This window comes from Mucilaginibacter sp. UR6-1, from assembly GCF_020880975.1.
In the GTDB taxonomy this organism is placed as follows: domain Bacteria; phylum Bacteroidota; class Bacteroidia; order Sphingobacteriales; family Sphingobacteriaceae; genus Mucilaginibacter.
Window position 1 is genome coordinate 1,009,455 of the sequence record NZ_JAJIWP010000001.1, and the last position, 19,243, is coordinate 1,028,697.

Consider the following 19,243-nt stretch of genomic DNA (forward strand, 5'->3'; position numbering starts at 1 on the left):
TAAAAATAAGTGGGCAATAGTGTTAAATATTGTTTTCAAGCTCAAAATATTCAACATGCTTGGTGCTTACCCGGGGTTCAAAGCTTTCGTTGCCTATCAGCTTCATAATCTTGGTCAGTATGTTGTTTTTATCCAGATGTGTTTCGGCATAGTTGCGGCCATTTATTTTCTCGGCAGTATTATCAATGGTGCAGCATCGTAAAATAGCAGCCTCTAACGACTGTAAATTCTCTGACGGTATCACCACCCCCATCCTGTTGTCGTTTATTATTTCAAACAGGTTTGTACCCGGTTCGGCAGTAATGAGGGCCAGGCCGCCAACTGCCAGTATAGTAGTTAGTTTTGATGGCATAACCAGGTCGCTGGCATTCTTTTTTTGCAGCACCAGGTGTATATCGGCCATGTTTAAAAAGTTATTGAACAGGTGCGGTTCCTGCAAAGGTAAAAAATGCACATTAGCAAGCTTTTGCTCTTTAGCGCTGTTCATCAATTTTTCCTTGTAAGGCCCGGTACCACATATCACAAATTTAATAAAGCTTGAAGCTTCAAGATGGCGGGCAACACTTAAAATTCCATCTAATCCCTGCTTTTCGCCAATACTGCCTGAGTAAAGCACAATTTTGTCATTCTCATGAAAACCCCATAACTTTTTAAGCTCGGCACTATCATATAATGGGCAGTAAGCTTCGGTATCAACCCAGTTAGGAAAAAACAGCACTTCCTTATCTGCTTTTTTAGATACCTTTTTAAGCATCCCGCTTGATATGGTGCTCACAAAATCAACGCGTTGCAATATCTGCCTTTCCAAACCGAACAAAACTTTAAAGGCTTTATCAGATTTAAGCATCTGCAAATCGCGGGCAGCCTCAATTTGCAGATCCTGGATGTGGTACAATATCTTTCCGCCTTTAAAAAAGCGATATATCAACCCCAAAAAACCGATATGGAACGGCGGGGCAACGCAAAATATATAATCCTTTTTAGGCTTAAACAGTAGGTATATCACCATCAGCAAGGCTGAACAGAAAAAGGTGAACTCGTGTATCAACCTTTTCATGCCACTTGGCTGCGCGGGTACATACATCGGGCACCTGTAAATATTAAGCTTACCATTCTTTAACGTTTCCCTGGTGTGAAACCTGTTTTTATATGGCTTTTGCACCTGCCAGTACGGGTAGTACGGAAAACCCGTGACCATACTGCACTGAAAATTATTTTCAACCAGCCAGTCAACCATTTCGCCGGTGTACTTACCTATGCCGGTAAGCTCGGGCGAAAAGTTGATCCCGATAAGCAAGATGCTTTTAGAAGGAGCTTTTGTTTTACTCCGTTCAATTTCAAGTACGTTTTTTGCCATAATATTGGTTTAATTAGCACACCCGGGGAGGTGTTAATAGTTAAAAAAAAGAGGATTTTTATTCAGAGGCCTGCAACACTAATGTTGCAGACTTTTGATCGGCATTTGTAATGTTATTGATGCTTTGCACGCTTGCATTTTGGTTTACCGTGATCTCACGCATCTTAATGATGATCATGTATTCGTAATAGGATATATTGATGCAATAGGTTAAACCCTGTATACCCTCAGTAAAGCCCAAACTAAAAAAGTAAGTTTGTATAAACCTTAACATCGGCCAGCCCGGCACACGGCTTAACCACGATTTTAATGCCGGGTTACGTGTACTGCCATGTTTGCTGAATATATTTTTAAATGGCGGACGATGGTTCAACCTTGCCACAGCCTCAAGGGTTGAGTAACGGTTGTGCCGCTCTATCCAGTGCGACCAGCCTTTGGAAAAACCGTAATGCAGGTAGGGTTCCTTTAAATATAAGGCCTTACCCAATACATGATCCTCTTTTTGGCCATGCCCGAAATCAGTGTAAGTTACACGGCCCTTACGCAGCAAGCGTAATTGCCATTTCGGATAGTTATCGCACCGTTTTAACCAGCGGCCTTCAAGCATCATTTTCCAGCAGCAGTAAAAACCGGCAACTGCATCTTCGGCATTGATGGTGGCTTTTAACACGGCATCTCTAAATTCGGGCGTGGCTACTTCATCAGCATCCAAAAACAGTATCCAGTTATATTTAAGGCTGATGTTTTGCAGGGCAAAATTGCGCTGCTTGCCAAAGCTTTCAAAAGCGTTTTTAGTAACCGTTGCACCATGCCGGCGCGCAACTTCAACCGTACGGTCGGTACTAAATGAATCAAGCACCTGCACATCATCTGTCCACTGCAGCGAGCGTAAACAAATGGGCAGATCGGCTTCTTCGTTTTTAGTAAGTATAATTACAGAGATCATTATTTAATTAATGTTAACAGGCTTATTATGCTGTAACTGTGTTGTAAACGATTTTTTATTGGCCTTTTTGGTATGGCTTAAATGCTGCGATAACCTTACCGCGAAAGCACCCAGCATAAATGTAGGGTTAGCCTGTCCTGATGTTGGAAATACCGAACTGCTGCACACATATACATTGCTGGTGCCCCACACTTTCAGATCACTGTCAACCACGCCATTTTCGGGCGAGTTGGCTATGCGGGTAGTACCACACTGGTGCAACCCATCTTTTGACATGTTTTTTATAGCCTGCGGCAGTTCGTCCTTATCAAACCAGTATTTAAGCTCGCCGCAGCCTGTGGTACGCAGCCAATGGTCAAGCACATCATGCAGTTTTATAACCGAGGCAACATCCGCTTCGGTAAGCGAATAGTTGATGATCAGGCGCTCACCATCTGATCCAAGTTTCATGCTGTTGCCCTCAAATGGTACCTGCTCAGCATGAAAATGCAACGCGTAAGTATTTTTGGGGCTGTACAAAAACACTCCGGGCAATTTGCGTTTACTGATGTACCGTTTATAAAAAATGGCCGCCGGCTTGGTGAATGATCGGGGCAAACCACGTGCTATGTTGCCTATATGCGCCGGTATATTGTTTACCCTGCCTTTGGTTATAGAATGCGCTATTGCCGGAGGAGCCAGTTTTTTACCCAGTACAGGCGTAATCATGGCCAGATACATAAATGACATGGCCCCGCTGCGATGCTTAGGATCAAAGTATAAGGGATTATCAAGCCACAGCGCGGTATTAAGCAAATTGTTTTGCTTCAAAAACTCGTTACTGAACTGAAAACGTCTGCGGGCATAAACACCATCAGCATCTTTAGTAAAACCATAGTCGGTTTTTTTAGGATCGCCGTTAAATTGTACTGATGCTATTTTGCCTGATAAATGCCCCTGGTAGTATTTACCCAGTGCATCCGGTACGCCCCCTATATTTCTAAATAATTGCTGATTGCGCAGCAATATGCGGGTACTCTCCTGCGCGCCGGCAGCCAATACAAATTTGTCTGCCGTTACTATGATCTGCTTTTGCGTTGCTACATGGCGAAGTGTTAAAAAGGATACTTTGCCTTTAGCATTGGGCTGTTCAAAATCGCGTGCCTCATACCCTTCTGCCAACGTGAGGTTTGTTTGGGCGGCAATATCACCTGCATATCTTTCGCCAAAACGGGTAGGCATACTGTACCGTTCAAGCCGGGTATCGGTAACAACACCTTGTTTAAATCCCTCGGCTATGGGTTTAGCATCGGCATTTGTTAATGCCGAAAGATCGAAATCAGGTTTACCGCATTCAAAATATTCTGCCGCTTTGTGTATATGATCCTGTACATCAATCAGTATAGTTTTATCCCAGGTGCAGTTTCCATTAAGTATGGGCCTGTCCTCAAAATCTATCTCATCATACATTACGCAGCGCCCGCCCCATGTAGCTGATGTACCACCCAAGCCTTTATTTGTACACTCATTGGGCTGATGGTGGTTAACTGTATTGTTTATCTGAATACTGCTATCAAGTTGATTTTCTTTTTGTTGTGTATTTGAACCATACTCAACTAACAAAACTCTTTTATGCGGATTAGTACGTGCATAATCCAGGGCCAATATAATACCGGCCGGGCCGCTGCCTACAACACAAAGGTTATAAGCGGCTGCATCATCAGTTAAAAACATGGCGACAGGTTTAGTTATCGTTTGTAAAATTAGTACGCTTTTTTAATTGCCTGGCCGGATGCCCACCATACACTGTCCACGCCTCCAGGTTTGAGGACGTAACAGATGAGGCTCCCAAAACACTGCCTTGTTTACAATGAACACCCGGCAAAACAACCGCTTTTGAGCATATCCATACATAGGGCTCAAGCACTATACGTTTCATGATATAGGTAAAATCGGCAGTATTGTAATCGTGCGTTGCTCCGCACAAAAATGAATATTGCGACAGTATAACGTGGTGCGACAGGTATACACCACCCGGGTTATATATTTCAACCCCCGGCCCTATGGTAACAATTTCTTCCGTTTCGAGCAGCCATGGTGCCCATATCTTACAGTCAGGATAAATTACATTCTTATCTCCGATTTTTCCGCCGAACATACGTACAACAAACACACGCCAGCGATGCATTGGGTTGGGTGTCCACCGGCATAGTATAAGCCAGGCCATGTTCCAGCAAAACCTGCGTAGCTTATTAGTGAATGAAAATACCGGTCGTAAATAACCGTCAGAACTATTAGCGCTATGATATGAAAGCATACTGATTAACCAGTTTATTTTTTTGAGTTGTTATATTGATATTAAGCAGTACACGGCTAAAGCGTTCAATATTTGCCTGCACCGAGAAATACTGTTCAAAGCATGCATGTGCCTGTGCGCTCATTTTCTCTTTATCTACTGCCGATAACTTATACCATTTGTTGAGCGTGTTAAACGTTCCTTCGTCAGTATCATCGGCAACAATCGCGGCCCCTGCTTCATTAATTTCGCGCCATATGTTTACCTGGTCTGATATCAGTACCGTTTTGCCGCAGGCCAGGGCCTCAACAACGGCAATACCAAAATTTTCCTGATGGCTGGGCAGCACAAATGCTTCACAGCCATAAAAAGCGCCCCACTTAGCATCGCCACTCAACATCCCCGGAAAGTGAACGCGGCCTTTTAACACGTTAGATTGCTTTACTATTTGCTGTAATGCATCGCCGTAAGCACTTTCGGCACCGGGCCCGGCTATTACTAAATGCGGCAACGATGTAATATCTCCGGTAGCAGCTACCCTTTCGGCCAAGCTTTTGTAAGCTTGTAATAATAAGTCGGCGCCTTTTTTTTCGTGCAAACGACTTAAAAACAACCAGTAAGGCTTTTGCTCAACGTCAGGCAGCTTTTCGGCAAATGCCTTAGTCATTACCTGTGTGCAGGCTGGCGGTGATTGTACCCCCAGCCCTACTACAGACTCTCTTTTTGGTTTATATGGATTGAAAGGCTCTCGTGCGAGTAACAGTTCGGTTTCGCAGGTAAATAATAATTCATCTGCATTATTAATAACATTCTTTTCTATTAAAGCCCAATATGCCACATTGCGCAGCGCCTTTAACCGGCGGCCTTTAGCGCGTTGAAAATACGGATCGAGCATACCATGCGGCATTACCATAAAACGTGGCAGTACGCCTTCATTATTTCTTTCTAACTGCCTTAATGCCTTATTAACGGCATAGCCATGAAATAACCACAACCCATGAACTATAACCACATCAAAGCGGGTTAAATTTTGCAGCAACCATGGCAGCAATTGTTTGCTGTGGTACCAGGGCCCTTTTTTAGGCCCTAACGCGTGCTGTATAACCGCACCCTCCGGATGAAAAACTTTATCATCAACGCTGGCTATCTCGTTATAAAAACCGGCTTCAGTTAGTCCATCTGCTAATAAGCGTACGGCCTCGCACACACCCCCTGTTTCAGGGTCCATACTGCTGATAACGTGAAGAATTTTCATTATTGAAATTGAGTTATTAGCGGTGACATCTTTTCTTCTTCATTGGTTTTTGTAACGATATCAAATAATGCCTGCTTAACTTCGTGCACGGTGATTGACAGGATACACTTTTTACGTTGCTCCACGCATACCTCCAGGCCACAACCCGCACATTCAGGCAGGCGATAGATTATACGATTATTGTTACCCCGCGGAAACCATTGCCCCGGCATATTACGCGCCGAGTAAATGCCAATTGCAGGAGTGCCCACACAAGCCGCAAGGTGTATGGGCCCACTATCGTGCCCTATAAAAACGGTAGCATTTTTTAACAGTGCCGCCGATACCCGTGGCGATGTCTGGCCGCAAAAATTCACCCCCTCTTTACCCCAAACCTCAAGGCATTTATCTCCGGTTTGCTTTTCATCCGCCGCGCCTATTACCATGAGCATCCAGCCGTTAAGCCGGGCAGATAGTTGCTGCAGCAGTAGCTGCCAGTTATCCATCCCCCACTCATTTGCCGGGTTTTTTGTACCAAGTGATATGGCCAGAACCGGGATTCCGGAAGGCAGAGCTTCGTTAAAGCAGTTGGCGGTATATATTTCTTTTTTATTTAGTTTAAGATCCCAGTATCGGTCATCATCAAGCGGCAACTCACCAAGTATACTGATGCGGCGTGCCAGTCGTTTGGCTTCCCATTCGTTTATACCGGTAGCCTCATCAACACAAACTTCAAAATCCTCTTTCCCGGCATCAAAGCCTATCATTTTTTTAACGCCTGCCGCTTTAAAAAACCAATAATCACGCAGTAACGACATACGCGAACGTGCCGGATTAATATTTACCACGGTATCAATCTTTAATAACCTTATCTGTAATATCAGTTCGAAAAGTATGCGTGGGCTGCGAGTGCCTACCGGGTAATTAATAATGCGGTTAAAAAAGTATCCGCTGCCTAAAACAGTTTCAGCCGCGGCAGCCTTCGCCATTACCGGCTTGTTGGTAAGCAGGGTAATATCGGCATCGGCAAAGCTCTCTTTTATTTTATGAAAACAGGGCAATGCCATTATGGTATCGCCCAGGCTGCCCAGCCTGTAAATAAGCACTCTTTTACCTGAAGCCGCCATGTTATTGTACGTTATGATAAGCCATATCTGCTTTCAGCAGCCAATCCTCAAGCTCATGCGCCAAAACAGGCGCGGTACCAAGGTGAGCCACAACGCAGCCCGCCGCTGCATTAGCCAAACGTGCCGCTTCGGCCGGGCTGGCACCGCAGGCCAGAGACGCGGTAAGCGTGGCTATAACTGTATCACCCGCTCCCGATACATCAAATATCTGCCTTGCAACGGTTGGTAAATGTTCAACTACTTCGCCTTTTTCGCTAATGGCCATACCATCGGCACCAAGGGTAACTATTAAAGTTTCGGGGTTGTACATCTCATGTATCCGGCGGCAAACCTCCTCAAGCGGGTACTTTTCACCAATTGCCGGTGCCGGTAACTCGGCCAGTTCAAGTGCCTCATTACGGTTTGGGGTTAGTAAACCAACACCGCTGAATGACAGCCTGCGTGCAGGCTTCGGATCAACTGCGACCAGCAGACCCGGAATGCTTTTAGCGATCTTTAACACAGAATCTAATAACGATTGCGTGATTACACCTTTTGCATAGTCGGACACGATAACCGCGTGAACTTCACTCATAGCCCGGCCAAGTGCCTTTTCAAAATCAGGTGATGAATCAATGGCATAAAACTCGCGCTGGCCTTCCCTGTCAATACGGCAAAGCTGTTGCGATTGTATAACCACACGGGTTTTTACTATGGTTGGAGATTGAAACAGCACTTCCGGAGAAAGATATTTAACCTCTTTGTCGGCCAGTATTTTCAGCAGGCGTTCGCCCGCTTCATCCTGTATGCAATGCCCCATAATACTGGTTTTTACGCCCAGGTTGGTAAGGTTTAATGCAACATTGGCAGCGCCGCCTGCCGTGTAACTATCATCAGCCACGTGCACAACAGGTACCGGTGCCTCCGGCGATATGCGGGTTACGTTGCCCCACACATAATGGTCGAGCATCATATCACCGATCACCATAACTTTTACGGCACCCAGTTTTTTAAGCAAAAAGGTTAGGTTCATTGTTTTTTATTTTAGATCGCTCCAGTCTGTAGTATCCAGTTCTTCAAGCCATTGGTGAAGTATAAGGGTATGTACTTCCTGTATACGCGCGGTGGTGTTGCTTGGTACTATCAGTTCTATATCGCACATATCCTTTATAGCGCCGCCATCCTTACCACCTAAAAATATGGTTGTTATGCCCTGGCTGGCCGCCTGCTCAAATGCCTTTATGATGTTTGGACTGTTACCGCTGGTGCTAAAACCTACCAGTACATCTCCAAGTTTACCCAGGCCTTCTAACTGGCGGGCGTATATCTCATCAAAACCATAATCGTTACCGATGCAGGTTATGGCGGTTACATCGGCATTAAGGCAAATAGCCGGTAAACTACGGCGTTCGGCTTTATACCGGCCCACTAATTCTTCGGCCAAATGCAGCGCATCAGCCGCACTGCCGCCATTGCCGCAGGTTATCAACTTACCGCCGTTTAGTATTGACCGTTTTATGGTTTGAGCCGCAGTATCAATGCATTCCTCAAGTTGCAAACTCGTGGTTAATACTTTTATTAATTCATCAACTGATTGCAGGTAAGATACCATACCCGTATCGGCCGCAAAAACGCTTTGATTGTATGATGACTCGATCATATTGATTAATGATTAAATGTTTATTTAGTTAGATGATGGTGATATCAATTGTGAATACGCGCGTTTGGTTGAGCGTTATCACCCTCATCAAAAGTTTTAACCAGCCAAAGCTTACGGTTGGGCTTGCGCAAGGCAGCTACTATCAGGCCACCGAGTATAATATCAAAACCCAATGAGGTTGGTTGTGCCCATTGCCCCTGCATAATGGCCAGTATGCCTATGCTGCATATCATCCACGGTAAAAAATCATTCTGACTGACGCGTTTAAAGCTATCCCAACCAATGTTGATCACAAATATTACACGAATGATAATTACAGCAAAGCCCATGATGATACCCATTTCTCCGATCAGCCGCCCCCACTCACCTTCAGAAATAAGATAAACGGTATGATCTCCTGCTATAAGCATACTGCCTACGCTTGTGCCCATGCCTATGCCGTAGCCAAAAAATGGTTTCTCGGCCGATTCAATAATAGCGCCTACCATGCCTCCTAAAAAACGGTCGACAAATACACCACTAACACCACCCTCGGTTTCGTTAGCGTTGGTAAACCTGTCGGTGAAAACGGCTATTGGCGTCGCGGCGAACTTAGTTTGGCTCAGTACGCCAATTGATATTGCTAATACAACCGCCGCCATAATAATCTTGCCTATGTATTTGGGATTACGGGACATGGCGATCAGTGTAAATAATATACAGGCCAGCACCAGCGATAGCAAACTACGGCTGATAGAAAGCGGTATAGCCATAAGCAAACCCAAAGTAGCACCTATTAATATAATGCGGTTCATGCTTTTTGGCGTTAGCCAGAAGTAAAATATGTATGCCGATGCAAAGCCAAAAAATAAGGCTGTGCCGTTAGTGAACGAAAAGGTAGCCGGTGGCCTGAAAAAGCCCATTGCCCCGTCAAAACCGCCGCCTTTGGCATCGCCGCCTATACCCCTGTTTACCCATGCCGACTGCGGGCTATAAAATTGCATAGCTATAAGTATGGCCATGGGTATGGTAAGCCACACGGTGAACTTACCTATCTGTATCACATCATCACGATCAAACACCCTGCCTATAACAAATATGAGCGGGAAGTGAAACATGAGTATCCTGGCACCGTATATGGCTACAGCTATGTTTCCGTGTCCGAATGCCAGGGCGGTTATCACCCCCAAAGCACCTACGATCATGATAACGGTTACATAGAGATTTGCAGGCAACAAATTACGTTTCCAGGCCAGTAATACCAGCCAAAGCGCTATCGGGTCGCGCACTACAAGCAACGGCGTGGCTAAACCAGGCAATACCCATTTACGCAGGGCGCCTTCAAATATCAAAAGCAGAAAATAAGCCCAGATACCGCGTTTAAGTATCAGGTTAACATCCTTCTCCTTTACCGGCTCCAGTACATGGGTTTTGGTAAGATCGAGGCTGTTGTACACACCCGAAATAACAGAACTACTAAACTGTTTCATTATTTAGTGTGTATAATTGGTTAGGCTGTGTATAATGTTGTCGCCGTAATTTTCCCATGTGTAACCGGCTGCTTTTATTTGTGCTGCTTTGCTCATTTTTGGTAACATTTCACGATTATCTGCAAACCAGGCTATCTTTTGAGCGATAGCTTCGGGCGAGCGGATATCCACCAAAAAGCCTGTTTCGCCTTCGTCTACCAAATCGGCACCACCTGTATTTGGGGTGATGATGATAGGCAGCCCCTGGCTCATGGCCTCCTGCATTACCAGTGCCCTGCCCTCAACAATTGATGGCAGGCAAAACACATCGCATGATCGCATCAGTTCCAGCACCTGGTCATGAGAACGGCCAGGCTCGTAAGTAAAATCATCAAGCTGTTCGCGGTAAAAATCCATGGGTGCCAGTAATGAGCCCATTACAACGAATTCTACCTTCTTTGTATCGAGCAGCTTGATCGCCTTGAACAAATCGCCAAGCCCTTTGCGCTGGCCCATTGAGCCCGCGAAAAGCACTCGTAGCGGCGCATCAGTGTTTTTAGTAGTATTTTTAACCTCACCAACCTTTGGCGAACCAAAAGGCGATACGATGATTTGCTTTTCCTTTGCCCATTCAGGTAATGAATTCATTACAAATGAACCAGGGCCAACTACCACGTCAGCCAGTTCCAGCTCACGTGTTTTACGCTCCAGCTTTGCTTCTGAATCATTTATACCGCCGCCTAACGTAACCGCCCATTCGGGCATACGCAGCGCCTCTTCATTTAAAAGCTTTTGCGCGGTTTCCCAATAAGCTATCGGCAGATCATAAATACATTTTAAACCTAATCGCCTGGCTTCCTTAAAGGTAAATAACGCGCCGTCCTCGTAGGCATAAACGGCATTTACGCTTTTACTTTTCGCAAACGAGCGTAAACGTTTAGCTGTGGCTTTATCCAGATCGCGGTAAACAGCATCAATGCTTGCCCAACCTTTTTCATGTTCGGTGTAGCTATTGATACCTAAGCGGGGTAATGTCATTCGTACCAGCTCAAGTGCCGGACGGGTGTATAAACTCCCCGTTGGTACCTGGAATGAACGGCGCATAAGCTCGGCACGAACTTTTGCAGGCAAAAGTTTTAACCAGGCCGAATCCTGATGCGTAGCCAGCGTGGTATTAAATGCCGACAACATACCTGCTTTAGCCAAACTTGCTATTACAGCACGTACATTGCGGTTGCCCGTTGGGTGCGATAGTACTATATTCATTAATATACAGGTATATGGTACTTATTCTTTAATCCAGCTATACATATCCAGCGCGATAGCTTCCCAACTGCGGGTAAGCCAAAACCACTGGTGTAATAGCTGACGGCGTTTTTCGCCCTCGGCTGTGGTAACAAGGCTGTAATTCTCCATCAGTTCCTGCGGGCGAAATAAGGCATAGCCCGGAGGCTCATCCAGTGAAAGGGGTGCCTCGCACACCACAGGTACAGCATGAGCTGACAAAGCTGCAAACGTGCCCGATTTACGCAGACTGTCGGCTGTTTGACCAACCAAAGCCGCTTCAGCGCTCAGCATCATGCTTGATACTTCTGCCGGTTTTAAAACCCCCATCTGCACCAGTACGCCCTTGCCTATCTCGGTATTAGCCAGGCTGATCTCTTGCTCGGCAAAGGCATTATCATTTGGGCCGATAGCGTATATTTTGCTGATACCACCTTTCTGGTATAACTGCTTTATTAAAGGCAGGTGTTGTTGCAGTGTCCATAATCGGGTATGTGCCAAACCAAATATGATCCACTCGCCGGGGTTGCGTGTACTTTTAAGGCCATATGCCTTGTCAAAAGGTAAAATATTGGCTCCTACCATGCTCAAATGCACTTTGGGGTTTACCAATACCGATTCAAGTTTTTGCTTTTGCTCGTTAGTTACTACAGTAATGCCATCGGCCTGGTTACTTAATTGCTTAACGGTGTACTTGGTAAAAGCATCCAACACTTTGTGATGAAACTTTAAATTTTTACTACCATCCCATGTTTCATGGAAATACACAAACAACCTGTTGGCTGGCGAGGCTTTTTTAAACTTTTTTAATGCTGATAACAGCTTAAATGGCAATGCGAATTTTGAATAGCTTTTAGGCGTATAGTTCAATAATACATCAGTAGGAAAAGTACTGCTGGTACTTTCATTCAATGATTTTTCCCAGTTATCCGTTCTTAATTCAAGCTGATTTTCAGCCTTTTCCTGCGGAAAATATTGAACACCTATCTTAATATCAAGATAATACTTGCCTAATGCCAATGCCGTACGGAAAGCATGATCACTTACACCACAAACGCCGGGCGGACAAGTTGGGGCAATTACAAGTAACTGCCTGTTGCTATCGTTTATCATTTTAATTGTTGGATTCTTGTAATTGAAGTGCTAAACTTTCGGCAGGTGCTTCGCTTACCTGTAATGGCCGGTTTTGCGCCAAAGGCTGAGGTTTTCTCTTAGTCAAAAATCTTTTTTCAAACTTTTCGTATGATAAATGGGCTATCGCCACCGTAATACCAATAACGATCAATAATTCAAACACCGGCTTACCTGTAAATGCAGGCACTTTATCACGAAAGTTGAGCATCGCAAATATCACTATAGGGTGATAAACATATATGCCGTAGGATATTTTGCCCAGGTATTGCAGCACTGATGACCTTGATAAGGCCAGTATGCGTGCATTGCCCTTTTCAACAATGCCTGCTATGATAGCCGCGCTTGTAAGATTCAATAACGAGTAACCCCATACCCATTGGTATGCTAAAGGCAGGTTGCTTGGCCATCCCATAGAGGCCAATGTATACGAGGGTATAACTGCTACCAGCATTAACCCTGTTATTACAACAAGTGCCATGCAGGTATAAATTACCTGTGGCTTGCTTAAAAAGCGGCGAACCTTAACTTTGCACAGCAATGCCCCGAATACAAAGGCATCAATGTGCGAGAATGGCAGTACATATGGTGCAAGTGCCTTGGCGGTGGCATCGCCATTAAAGCCTACCAGGTAGGGTAAATGCTCATTTATTGTGTAACCCAATGCTCTTATTACCATACTGAGCGGCAGTAACCATAGTAAAATAGTGGTGATGCGTTTTTGAGGCACAAACCATAAAAAGAATGGCCATACCATGTAAAACTGCCACTCGAGCGCTAAGCTCCACAAATGGCCATACACCATATGGAAAGTGTAGCCTTGAAATAACCACCTGAAATTTACCGCGTAAGTAATCAGCCATGGCCATTCAACATCAAAGGCTTCGGGCTTGCCGGCAAAAAAGTTAAACAGCGCGAGTATGCCTATGTAGCCAAAATATAAAGGGAACAACCGCAATGCGCGTCGTTTATAAAAATCTTTAAAAAATGCCCCTGTTTGCTTTCCTGCTGAAGCCGCCCGGTATTTTATAACTATACCAGAGATCAAAAAACCTGATAACACGAAAAAGAATTGTACCCCTATCCAACCGCACGGAAATAGTGTATAATGGTAAGCTATGATGGCCAGGGCCGCTATGGCACGCATGGCATCAAGCTGGTAATTGTGTTTCATGTATCGGCTTATATCTCGTAAACTCTCTGTCGGTTTATATTTTATACGATCACCTTTGCCCACTGCGCCACCTCGTTCAGCCCCTCACTTAGTGAATACACTGAACTAAAACCTATATCATCCAGTTTACTTACATCGGCCCGCCAGTTAACAGGATCGCCCGGTGGTACTTTGCCGTCAAATGTTATATCCATATCAATATTCAAGCTACTGATAAGGCATCGGGCAACATCGGCAACGGTACTTTCAATACCTGATGCCAGGTTATATATGGAGCACTTTTCATCCTGATCCTGACCAATGATGCTGGTTACAGCGCGGCACACATCCTGCACGTACATAAAATCGCGGCTTTCGGCACCGGTGCCAAACAGTTGTATGCTTTTTTGTCCTAAAGTTGCAGCCTGAATGGCACGCTGTGTAACATCATATATTAACTGTTTACGCAAACCAGGTCCGTAAACCGAAAATATGCGGAATATCACTACCTGTATACCTAATGCCCTCGAATAATTCATCAGCAAGGTTTCGGCCGTGGCTTTGTGTATGCCGTATGGAGATATAGGCATAACCGGGGTTTGCTCGGTTATAGGCAATGTTTTAGGATTGCCATAAACCGCCGCGCTCGAAAAGAAAAGCATTTTAGCCTTACGCTGTGCCTTTGCTATATATAAAGCCAAACGTGCCGTACCGGGCAACAGACTCGAAAAATCGCCATACGGATCATTTACCGAAGCGGCTACCGAAGCGCCACCTGCCAGATGACAAACCGCATCCAACTCATGCCCTTTTAAAAGCTGATCCAGATCAACCGACTCCAGCGATGAGGTAGCAAACCCCTCCCACAACGCCGGGCGAAGCGGCGCGCGCATATCAATACCTATTAACTTATACCCTTGCTGCGCTGCTTCATCAGCAAGCCAGGTACCCAGAAAACCCGATGCTCCCGTTATCAGGATGGTTTTATTGTGCTTCATTAAAGAAAAGTTTAGGGTTATTTAAACATGCGCGCCAGCGATCGGCCATTACCTTATGCGAGAAATGCTGATCGTAATAATTCTTCAGTCGGACCGGATCAAAAGCACCGGTTTTTATATTGTTTATCAGTTTTGAAAGGCCTTCGCTTATGGAATGCTGATCAGGTTCAACTAATACTGTGTCAGGGTTATCAATACAGCAATCGCGTATGGCGCCAATGTTGGTTGCCATAAAAGGCAGGCCATAAGCCATTGATTCGAGCAGCACAAGCGGTAAGCCCTCCATTTCTGTTGAGGTAAGTACCAAGCCATCGTAGGATGCCATTAGTTCCGCCCCATCCCTATCTGCCGGGTAACCGCCTTTAAAACTCACAATACTATCCAGATCAAGTTCTGCGGCGAGTTTTTTCAGGTTTGTTTCTTCTTCACCCTTGCCCCACAAATCAAGCTTAACATTTTGACGGTTTGGCAAAGTTGTCAATGTATTAAATAACAGTGGCAACCCTTTATTACCGGCTAAACGACCAAAGTAAGCCAACCTGATCTGCTGTTTTTCGCCACTCTCCTGTTTTCTCAGCACACCACTTACCGGTGGAGCCGGAAAACATGGCAGCCAGTTTACATCAGATGCATCGGTTAAATTAGTTTTCCAGTAATCGAGCATGGATGGGGCCTGTACCGCTATGCCATTAAAACTGCCTCGGCTCTTGTTCCATATCTCTTCTTCTTTTGAGCGATTGGCTATAAAGTCCTGCGCTATTTTAAAGCAATCATTACTTAAATAACGGGTAATAAAGTTTGATGAATTTGACAGGCCGATGCTCACAAACACATCCGGTTTAAAGCTTCTGGCTTGTTTGGCTGCACTAAGTAATGATCTGTATTTCTTTACCTTATCTACCAAACCTGGTGTTTTGTGTTCAATACGCCCCAATACCAGATCCGCATCAGTTAAACGGCCGCCATTTTTATCATCGGTAATGTTGATGATCCTGAGATTATGGCCCTCGGCCTTTACAAAGTCGATCAGTTCGCGATACGCAATCTGAGCACCGCCAAGGCCATCAACATGCCCCATCAACAAAACATTTTTTTTATGGTTTAACCCCATCGGCTTAGATTTTTATAAAGAAAATTGTAGTAGAAATATCAGGTAACGGCAAATGCATTATATGCACTCCAAATATGCTTCGGCTGCCTGGTTGAGATAATTTTGCGGGATTATTTTACCTTTTGCATGCAGTGCCTCAATAACATTAGTAACTGATGATGCCTGAAAGATGCCCAGTTTTTTCATATCAGCCTCGTGATAGGTTTTATCAGATGCTGATATCAGTACCGGTATGCCGCGCTCCATCCACGCTATGGCTGCGCCGCTTTTGTTTATGCCATCAACCGGGCTGGTAACTATACCTGCATCAACCAATTGCATGCAACGGTTTATCATAGGTGCCGGTACAGAGCCTGTTTGCCAGTATACGGCGCCGGGTATGGTTTTAAGTATATCGGCAACGTTTTGTACCCGGCTATGACCTATCAGTAATACGCCAAGTTTTAAACCGGCTTGCGTAGCGGCAATGTTTACGGTTTCTATCATTTCCTTTAAACCAGGGCAATTGTAGCTGGTACCAAAAAAACCCACTACCAGCCAGCTTGCTGCCGTGCCCGTTAATAACGACAGGTGCTTAGACGATGCAAACTGCTGCCATTCTTTATCATCACCAAACTCATTAGTAGGTATGTTACCAAAAATGGGTACCACATCGGCTTCAACTTGTATTTGTTTCAAATAATCGTGGTAAGGACTTATACTGGTAAAAATATGCTGCGGTTTAAGGCTTGTTATCAGTGTTTTAAGAAAGCGCTTTTGCAGGTTGCCTAATACCTTCTCCTTAAACCCGGCATTTACCGCCATACCACACCAAAGTTCGTGAAGCATGATGTGCAGCTTTACACCCGCCACCGCTTTACGAAAGTTAGACAGCATCTCGAACGGCAAACCATATTTTTGAAAGCCAAAGCCTACATATTGCAGACTAATGATATCCGGAGAAAAGCTTTTTACTTTTTTACTTAGTAAGCGGTATCGTTCGCGGCTGCTTAACGTAGCAGGCAGGCGCAATACAGGCAATTGAATGCCATTAAGTTGCTGCACGGTATCCTCATGCACCGCTAAATGATGATCTTTTAACGCTACCGCATTTACCTGATGCCCGTTAGCTATGAGCATACAGGCCAGGCGGCGCACATAATCTCCCACACCATCGCTGCCCGCTTGCAGTGATCCGCATATAAAAAAGAACTTCATGCTGGATTAAATTAACGGTAGTTTATACCGTAAATGTTTAAAGTACACTGCGTTTAAGCTTGGTAAAATAATGGCGCGTACGCAACAAACCGGGATATTTAAACAGTAATGCAAAATAGCTCGACAGCCTGTTATAAAGGCGCTCACCAACATTTTCAAATTCCCACTGGCTGATATGCTTTTCGGGCAATAACTGGTAAGTAAGGGCCGATTGCAATTCCTTTTTATAATTATTGTAAGCCGGATCATTAAGTAAACTATTGTAATGATCTATCAGTTCATCGGCCTTGCTATCACGTATCACAATGGTTTTTGAACTTGAGTGATACCTGAAATGTACCAGCACATTTTGGTTATATATAACCTGCGGAAATTGCAGGAAGTACCTGGTGAAAAATATCCTGTCGAAATAGTAGGATGAGCTTTCAGAAAACTTGCCTGTATTACGGATGTTATTAATATCACACCAAACACCGGGTTGGTGAAAGGTATCTTTAAGCGACAAAAAATTCTCGATACTTAAATCGCTGTTTTGAATAATGTCCTTGAAACTTGGGTTATCATTATAAAAATTGTGCACCTTACCGGCTATTGTAGCACCTTGCGTAAAGGTACGACCCACGTAAAACAGCGACATGGGTGCCAGATAATCATCACTGTTTATCCAGTTAAATATGTTACCGGTACATAATTCAATACCTTTATTAATGGCATTGGCCTGCCCTTTATCCTTTTCGCTCACCCAATGGGTTATCCATCTATCGTATTTTTTAAGGATCTCGACACTCTCATCATTACTGCCACCATCCATAACAATATACTCCAGGTTAGGGTAATTTTGTAATAAAATGGAGCGGATGGTTTCCTCTAAAAAAACACCCTGGTTATAGCTTGGAGTAACTATTGAAATTTTAGGCCAATGCTTTTGGGTATTGTAAATACCGGCATCAACCTCTTCTGTCCACGGCCAGCCTTTTTTATGGCCTGCCGATGGTAATTGCGCTAACAATGACATACTTAACTATTCGGTAGTTGTTACTTTATTTATCATCAACAAACTGAATACAATGTGCATTACAGCCTCAAAACCGGCTACACATATATTGAGCATCAAAATGCCGCGTAGTGTTGATATATCTAAAAAATAAGCTGATATGGCTACCGCTGCAATGCTCAGAGGTATTAATATAACTGGCTTAATGGCCCAGCCACGATGGGTATATAATGAGAATGATGAACCCGCGATAAGCCCCAGGCAACTGCCTGCAATGTTCAAAAACAACTCGGTGTGCAGATTAGCGTAAGCCGGCCCAAGCGCCCACAAAATTTGTGTTGGAAATAACCATACAACCGCTAACAGTAAACTCAATATAAGCAGCATAGCTGCCGTAATTCTTAAATAATGACCAAGTAATACGCGCTTATTGTTAGGCAGCCTTGCAAAGCGGGGTGCAATAAGTGTTGAAAATAGCACATTAAATATGCTTAAAACCATAACCAACCTACCCAGGGCGCCTACCTGCGCAACAGCGGTGGTTGACCCAAAAATTGAGATGAGCCAGATGGTGATCTGCCCGGATGCGCAATAGTATATCGCTCCGGGTAAAATGCGCTTAACAAAGGTCAGTATCTCTTTGCTGATTGCCGGATCAGGATTTTGCTTTGTATCGGCATAGCGCGATGATGTTTTGCGTAACTGCCAGTTTGCCCATACAGGCGGTAAACCTGATGCGAAAATGGCTATATAAGCCCACGGAAATGTGAATATGGTTAGCGATGTAAGTATTAGCCGTAATATATTAGTGTGTACCTGAATTTTTTGCAGGGGTGCAATATCCTGCGTTAATTTTGGAGCGACCTCAAGCAGTGTGCTTGACAGGGATGAAAAGAATGCCGGTATTAAAGCTACCGTTAACAAACCGGCCATCAACCAGCTTGCGCCATGGTGAACCAGCAGATACAGTAGCACAGGCACCGCTACAAGTAAACTACCCACGGCAAATTTTCTGCGCAGGTCTAACCCAGTGGCGATTACCAGGCCCAGCTTGTTTTTATCCTGCCAAACCTTTCCACCCTGCGACATTACCCCGGTTGATATCCCTCCATCGGCTAACAAAATCATGGTACCCAGCATCGTGTTCACCAGGGTGTATAAAGCGTACTCTTGCGTAGGTAATAACCGGATAACAATTACGGCGCTTACAAAACCAATTAATTGTATAATCAGTTGGGCTGCGCCTGTAATCGTTACCAGTTTCCCTAATTCAAGCAGTTTAGCGTATTTTGAAACTGGCAGTGCAGTTGTCGTTTCGGTTTTCATTTATAATTTAAGCAGTAAAAATT

17 protein-coding genes are annotated in these 19,243 nt (G+C 44.6%); all 17 read right to left on the minus strand.

The genetic code is table 11. The annotated features are described in order from the left end of the window. Window positions 1–22: 22 nt before the first annotated feature. Genes LJ707_RS04370 through LJ707_RS04450 form a run of 17 tightly spaced genes read right to left on the minus strand, consistent with a single transcriptional unit; the run spans window position 23 to window position 19,220 of the window. Entirely contained in the window at window positions 23–1,357 is a 1,335-nt protein-coding gene (locus tag LJ707_RS04370; protein ID WP_228949573.1) for a WcaI family glycosyltransferase, read from the minus strand. Between the two features lie 58 nt (window positions 1,358–1,415). Continuing rightward, window positions 1,416–2,303, minus strand: a complete 888-nt coding sequence (locus tag LJ707_RS04375; protein WP_228949574.1) for a glycosyltransferase family 2 protein — start codon at window positions 2,301–2,303, stop codon at window positions 1,416–1,418. A gap of 3 nt (window positions 2,304–2,306) precedes the next feature. Further along, entirely contained in the window at window positions 2,307–4,016 is a 1,710-nt protein-coding gene (locus LJ707_RS04380) for a GMC oxidoreductase (RefSeq protein WP_228949575.1), read from the minus strand. A gap of 10 nt (window positions 4,017–4,026) precedes the next feature. Further along, entirely contained in the window at window positions 4,027–4,599 is a 573-nt protein-coding gene (locus LJ707_RS04385) for a putative colanic acid biosynthesis acetyltransferase (RefSeq protein ID WP_228949576.1), read from the minus strand. Beyond that, entirely contained in the window at window positions 4,583–5,833 is a 1,251-nt protein-coding gene (locus LJ707_RS04390; RefSeq protein ID WP_228949577.1) for a glycosyltransferase, read from the minus strand. The genes LJ707_RS04385 and LJ707_RS04390 overlap by 17 nt, the downstream gene beginning before the upstream one ends. Next, on the minus strand, window positions 5,833–6,939 hold the full coding sequence (locus LJ707_RS04395) for a glycosyltransferase family 9 protein (protein ID WP_228949578.1): 1,107 nt from the start codon (window positions 6,937–6,939) through the stop codon (window positions 5,833–5,835). The genes LJ707_RS04390 and LJ707_RS04395 overlap by 1 nt, the downstream gene beginning before the upstream one ends. A gap of 1 nt (window position 6,940) precedes the next feature. Then, a complete protein-coding gene (locus tag LJ707_RS04400; protein ID WP_228949579.1) occupies window positions 6,941–7,951 on the minus strand; it encodes a bifunctional heptose 7-phosphate kinase/heptose 1-phosphate adenyltransferase in 1,011 nt (336 codons plus the stop codon). A gap of 6 nt (window positions 7,952–7,957) precedes the next feature. Continuing rightward, the gene (locus LJ707_RS04405; protein WP_228949580.1) at window positions 7,958–8,578 is read right to left on the minus strand and encodes an SIS domain-containing protein; all 621 of its coding nucleotides are present in this window, start codon (window positions 8,576–8,578) and stop codon (window positions 7,958–7,960) included. Window positions 8,579–8,622: 44 nt separating this feature from the next. Next, the gene (locus LJ707_RS04410; RefSeq protein WP_228949581.1) at window positions 8,623–10,047 is read right to left on the minus strand and encodes a hypothetical protein; all 1,425 of its coding nucleotides are present in this window, start codon (window positions 10,045–10,047) and stop codon (window positions 8,623–8,625) included. A 3-nt stretch (window positions 10,048–10,050) separates the two neighbouring features. Beyond that, the gene (locus LJ707_RS04415) at window positions 10,051–11,292 is read right to left on the minus strand and encodes a glycosyltransferase family 4 protein (RefSeq protein ID WP_228949582.1); all 1,242 of its coding nucleotides are present in this window, start codon (window positions 11,290–11,292) and stop codon (window positions 10,051–10,053) included. A 21-nt stretch (window positions 11,293–11,313) separates the two neighbouring features. Then, a complete protein-coding gene (locus tag LJ707_RS04420; protein ID WP_228949583.1) occupies window positions 11,314–12,423 on the minus strand; it encodes a hypothetical protein in 1,110 nt (369 codons plus the stop codon). Between the two features lies 1 nt (window position 12,424). Beyond that, complete coding sequence (locus LJ707_RS04425; RefSeq protein ID WP_228949584.1) at window positions 12,425–13,615, minus strand: acyltransferase; 1,191 nt, start codon at window positions 13,613–13,615, stop codon at window positions 12,425–12,427. A 41-nt stretch (window positions 13,616–13,656) separates the two neighbouring features. Then, window positions 13,657–14,592: an NAD(P)-dependent oxidoreductase gene (locus LJ707_RS04430; RefSeq protein ID WP_228949585.1), complete on the minus strand. Its 936-nt coding sequence runs from the start codon at window positions 14,590–14,592 to the stop codon at window positions 13,657–13,659. Continuing rightward, window positions 14,579–15,703: a glycosyltransferase gene (locus LJ707_RS04435; RefSeq protein ID WP_228949586.1), complete on the minus strand. Its 1,125-nt coding sequence runs from the start codon at window positions 15,701–15,703 to the stop codon at window positions 14,579–14,581. Before LJ707_RS04435 ends, LJ707_RS04430 begins: the two co-directional genes overlap by 14 nt. A 57-nt stretch (window positions 15,704–15,760) precedes the next feature. Continuing rightward, a complete protein-coding gene (locus LJ707_RS04440; RefSeq protein WP_228949587.1) occupies window positions 15,761–16,900 on the minus strand; it encodes a glycosyltransferase in 1,140 nt (379 codons plus the stop codon). A gap of 37 nt (window positions 16,901–16,937) precedes the next feature. Next, window positions 16,938–17,915: a glycosyltransferase family 2 protein gene (locus LJ707_RS04445; protein ID WP_228949588.1), complete on the minus strand. Its 978-nt coding sequence runs from the start codon at window positions 17,913–17,915 to the stop codon at window positions 16,938–16,940. Between the two features lie 6 nt (window positions 17,916–17,921). Further along, a complete protein-coding gene (locus tag LJ707_RS04450; protein WP_228949589.1) occupies window positions 17,922–19,220 on the minus strand; it encodes a lipopolysaccharide biosynthesis protein in 1,299 nt (432 codons plus the stop codon). Between the last annotated feature and the right edge of the window lie 23 nt (window positions 19,221–19,243).

What these genes read in the sequence shown, in the direction of transcription:
- LJ707_RS04370 (WP_228949573.1), bottom strand. Translation starts at nt 1,357, where the DNA reads ATGGCAAAAAACGTACTTGAAATTGAACGGAGTAAAACAAAAGCTCCT.
- LJ707_RS04375 (WP_228949574.1), bottom strand. Translation starts at nt 2,303, where the DNA reads ATGATCTCTGTAATTATACTTACTAAAAACGAAGAAGCCGATCTGCCC.
- LJ707_RS04380 (WP_228949575.1), bottom strand. Translation starts at nt 4,016, where the DNA reads ATGTTTTTAACTGATGATGCAGCCGCTTATAACCTTTGTGTTGTAGGC.
- LJ707_RS04385 (WP_228949576.1), bottom strand. Translation starts at nt 4,599, where the DNA reads ATGCTTTCATATCATAGCGCTAATAGTTCTGACGGTTATTTACGACCG.
- LJ707_RS04390 (WP_228949577.1), bottom strand. Translation starts at nt 5,833, where the DNA reads ATGAAAATTCTTCACGTTATCAGCAGTATGGACCCTGAAACAGGGGGT.
- LJ707_RS04395 (WP_228949578.1), bottom strand. Translation starts at nt 6,939, where the DNA reads ATGGCGGCTTCAGGTAAAAGAGTGCTTATTTACAGGCTGGGCAGCCTG.
- LJ707_RS04400 (WP_228949579.1), bottom strand. Translation starts at nt 7,951, where the DNA reads ATGAACCTAACCTTTTTGCTTAAAAAACTGGGTGCCGTAAAAGTTATG.
- LJ707_RS04405 (WP_228949580.1), bottom strand. Translation starts at nt 8,578, where the DNA reads ATGATCGAGTCATCATACAATCAAAGCGTTTTTGCGGCCGATACGGGT.
- LJ707_RS04410 (WP_228949581.1), bottom strand. Translation starts at nt 10,047, where the DNA reads ATGAAACAGTTTAGTAGTTCTGTTATTTCGGGTGTGTACAACAGCCTC.
- LJ707_RS04415 (WP_228949582.1), bottom strand. Translation starts at nt 11,292, where the DNA reads ATGAATATAGTACTATCGCACCCAACGGGCAACCGCAATGTACGTGCT.
- LJ707_RS04420 (WP_228949583.1), bottom strand. Translation starts at nt 12,423, where the DNA reads ATGATAAACGATAGCAACAGGCAGTTACTTGTAATTGCCCCAACTTGT.
- LJ707_RS04425 (WP_228949584.1), bottom strand. Translation starts at nt 13,615, where the DNA reads ATGAAACACAATTACCAGCTTGATGCCATGCGTGCCATAGCGGCCCTG.
- LJ707_RS04430 (WP_228949585.1), bottom strand. Translation starts at nt 14,592, where the DNA reads ATGAAGCACAATAAAACCATCCTGATAACGGGAGCATCGGGTTTTCTG.
- LJ707_RS04435 (WP_228949586.1), bottom strand. Translation starts at nt 15,703, where the DNA reads ATGGGGTTAAACCATAAAAAAAATGTTTTGTTGATGGGGCATGTTGAT.
- LJ707_RS04440 (WP_228949587.1), bottom strand. Translation starts at nt 16,900, where the DNA reads ATGAAGTTCTTTTTTATATGCGGATCACTGCAAGCGGGCAGCGATGGT.
- LJ707_RS04445 (WP_228949588.1), bottom strand. Translation starts at nt 17,915, where the DNA reads ATGTCATTGTTAGCGCAATTACCATCGGCAGGCCATAAAAAAGGCTGG.
- LJ707_RS04450 (WP_228949589.1), bottom strand. Translation starts at nt 19,220, where the DNA reads ATGAAAACCGAAACGACAACTGCACTGCCAGTTTCAAAATACGCTAAA.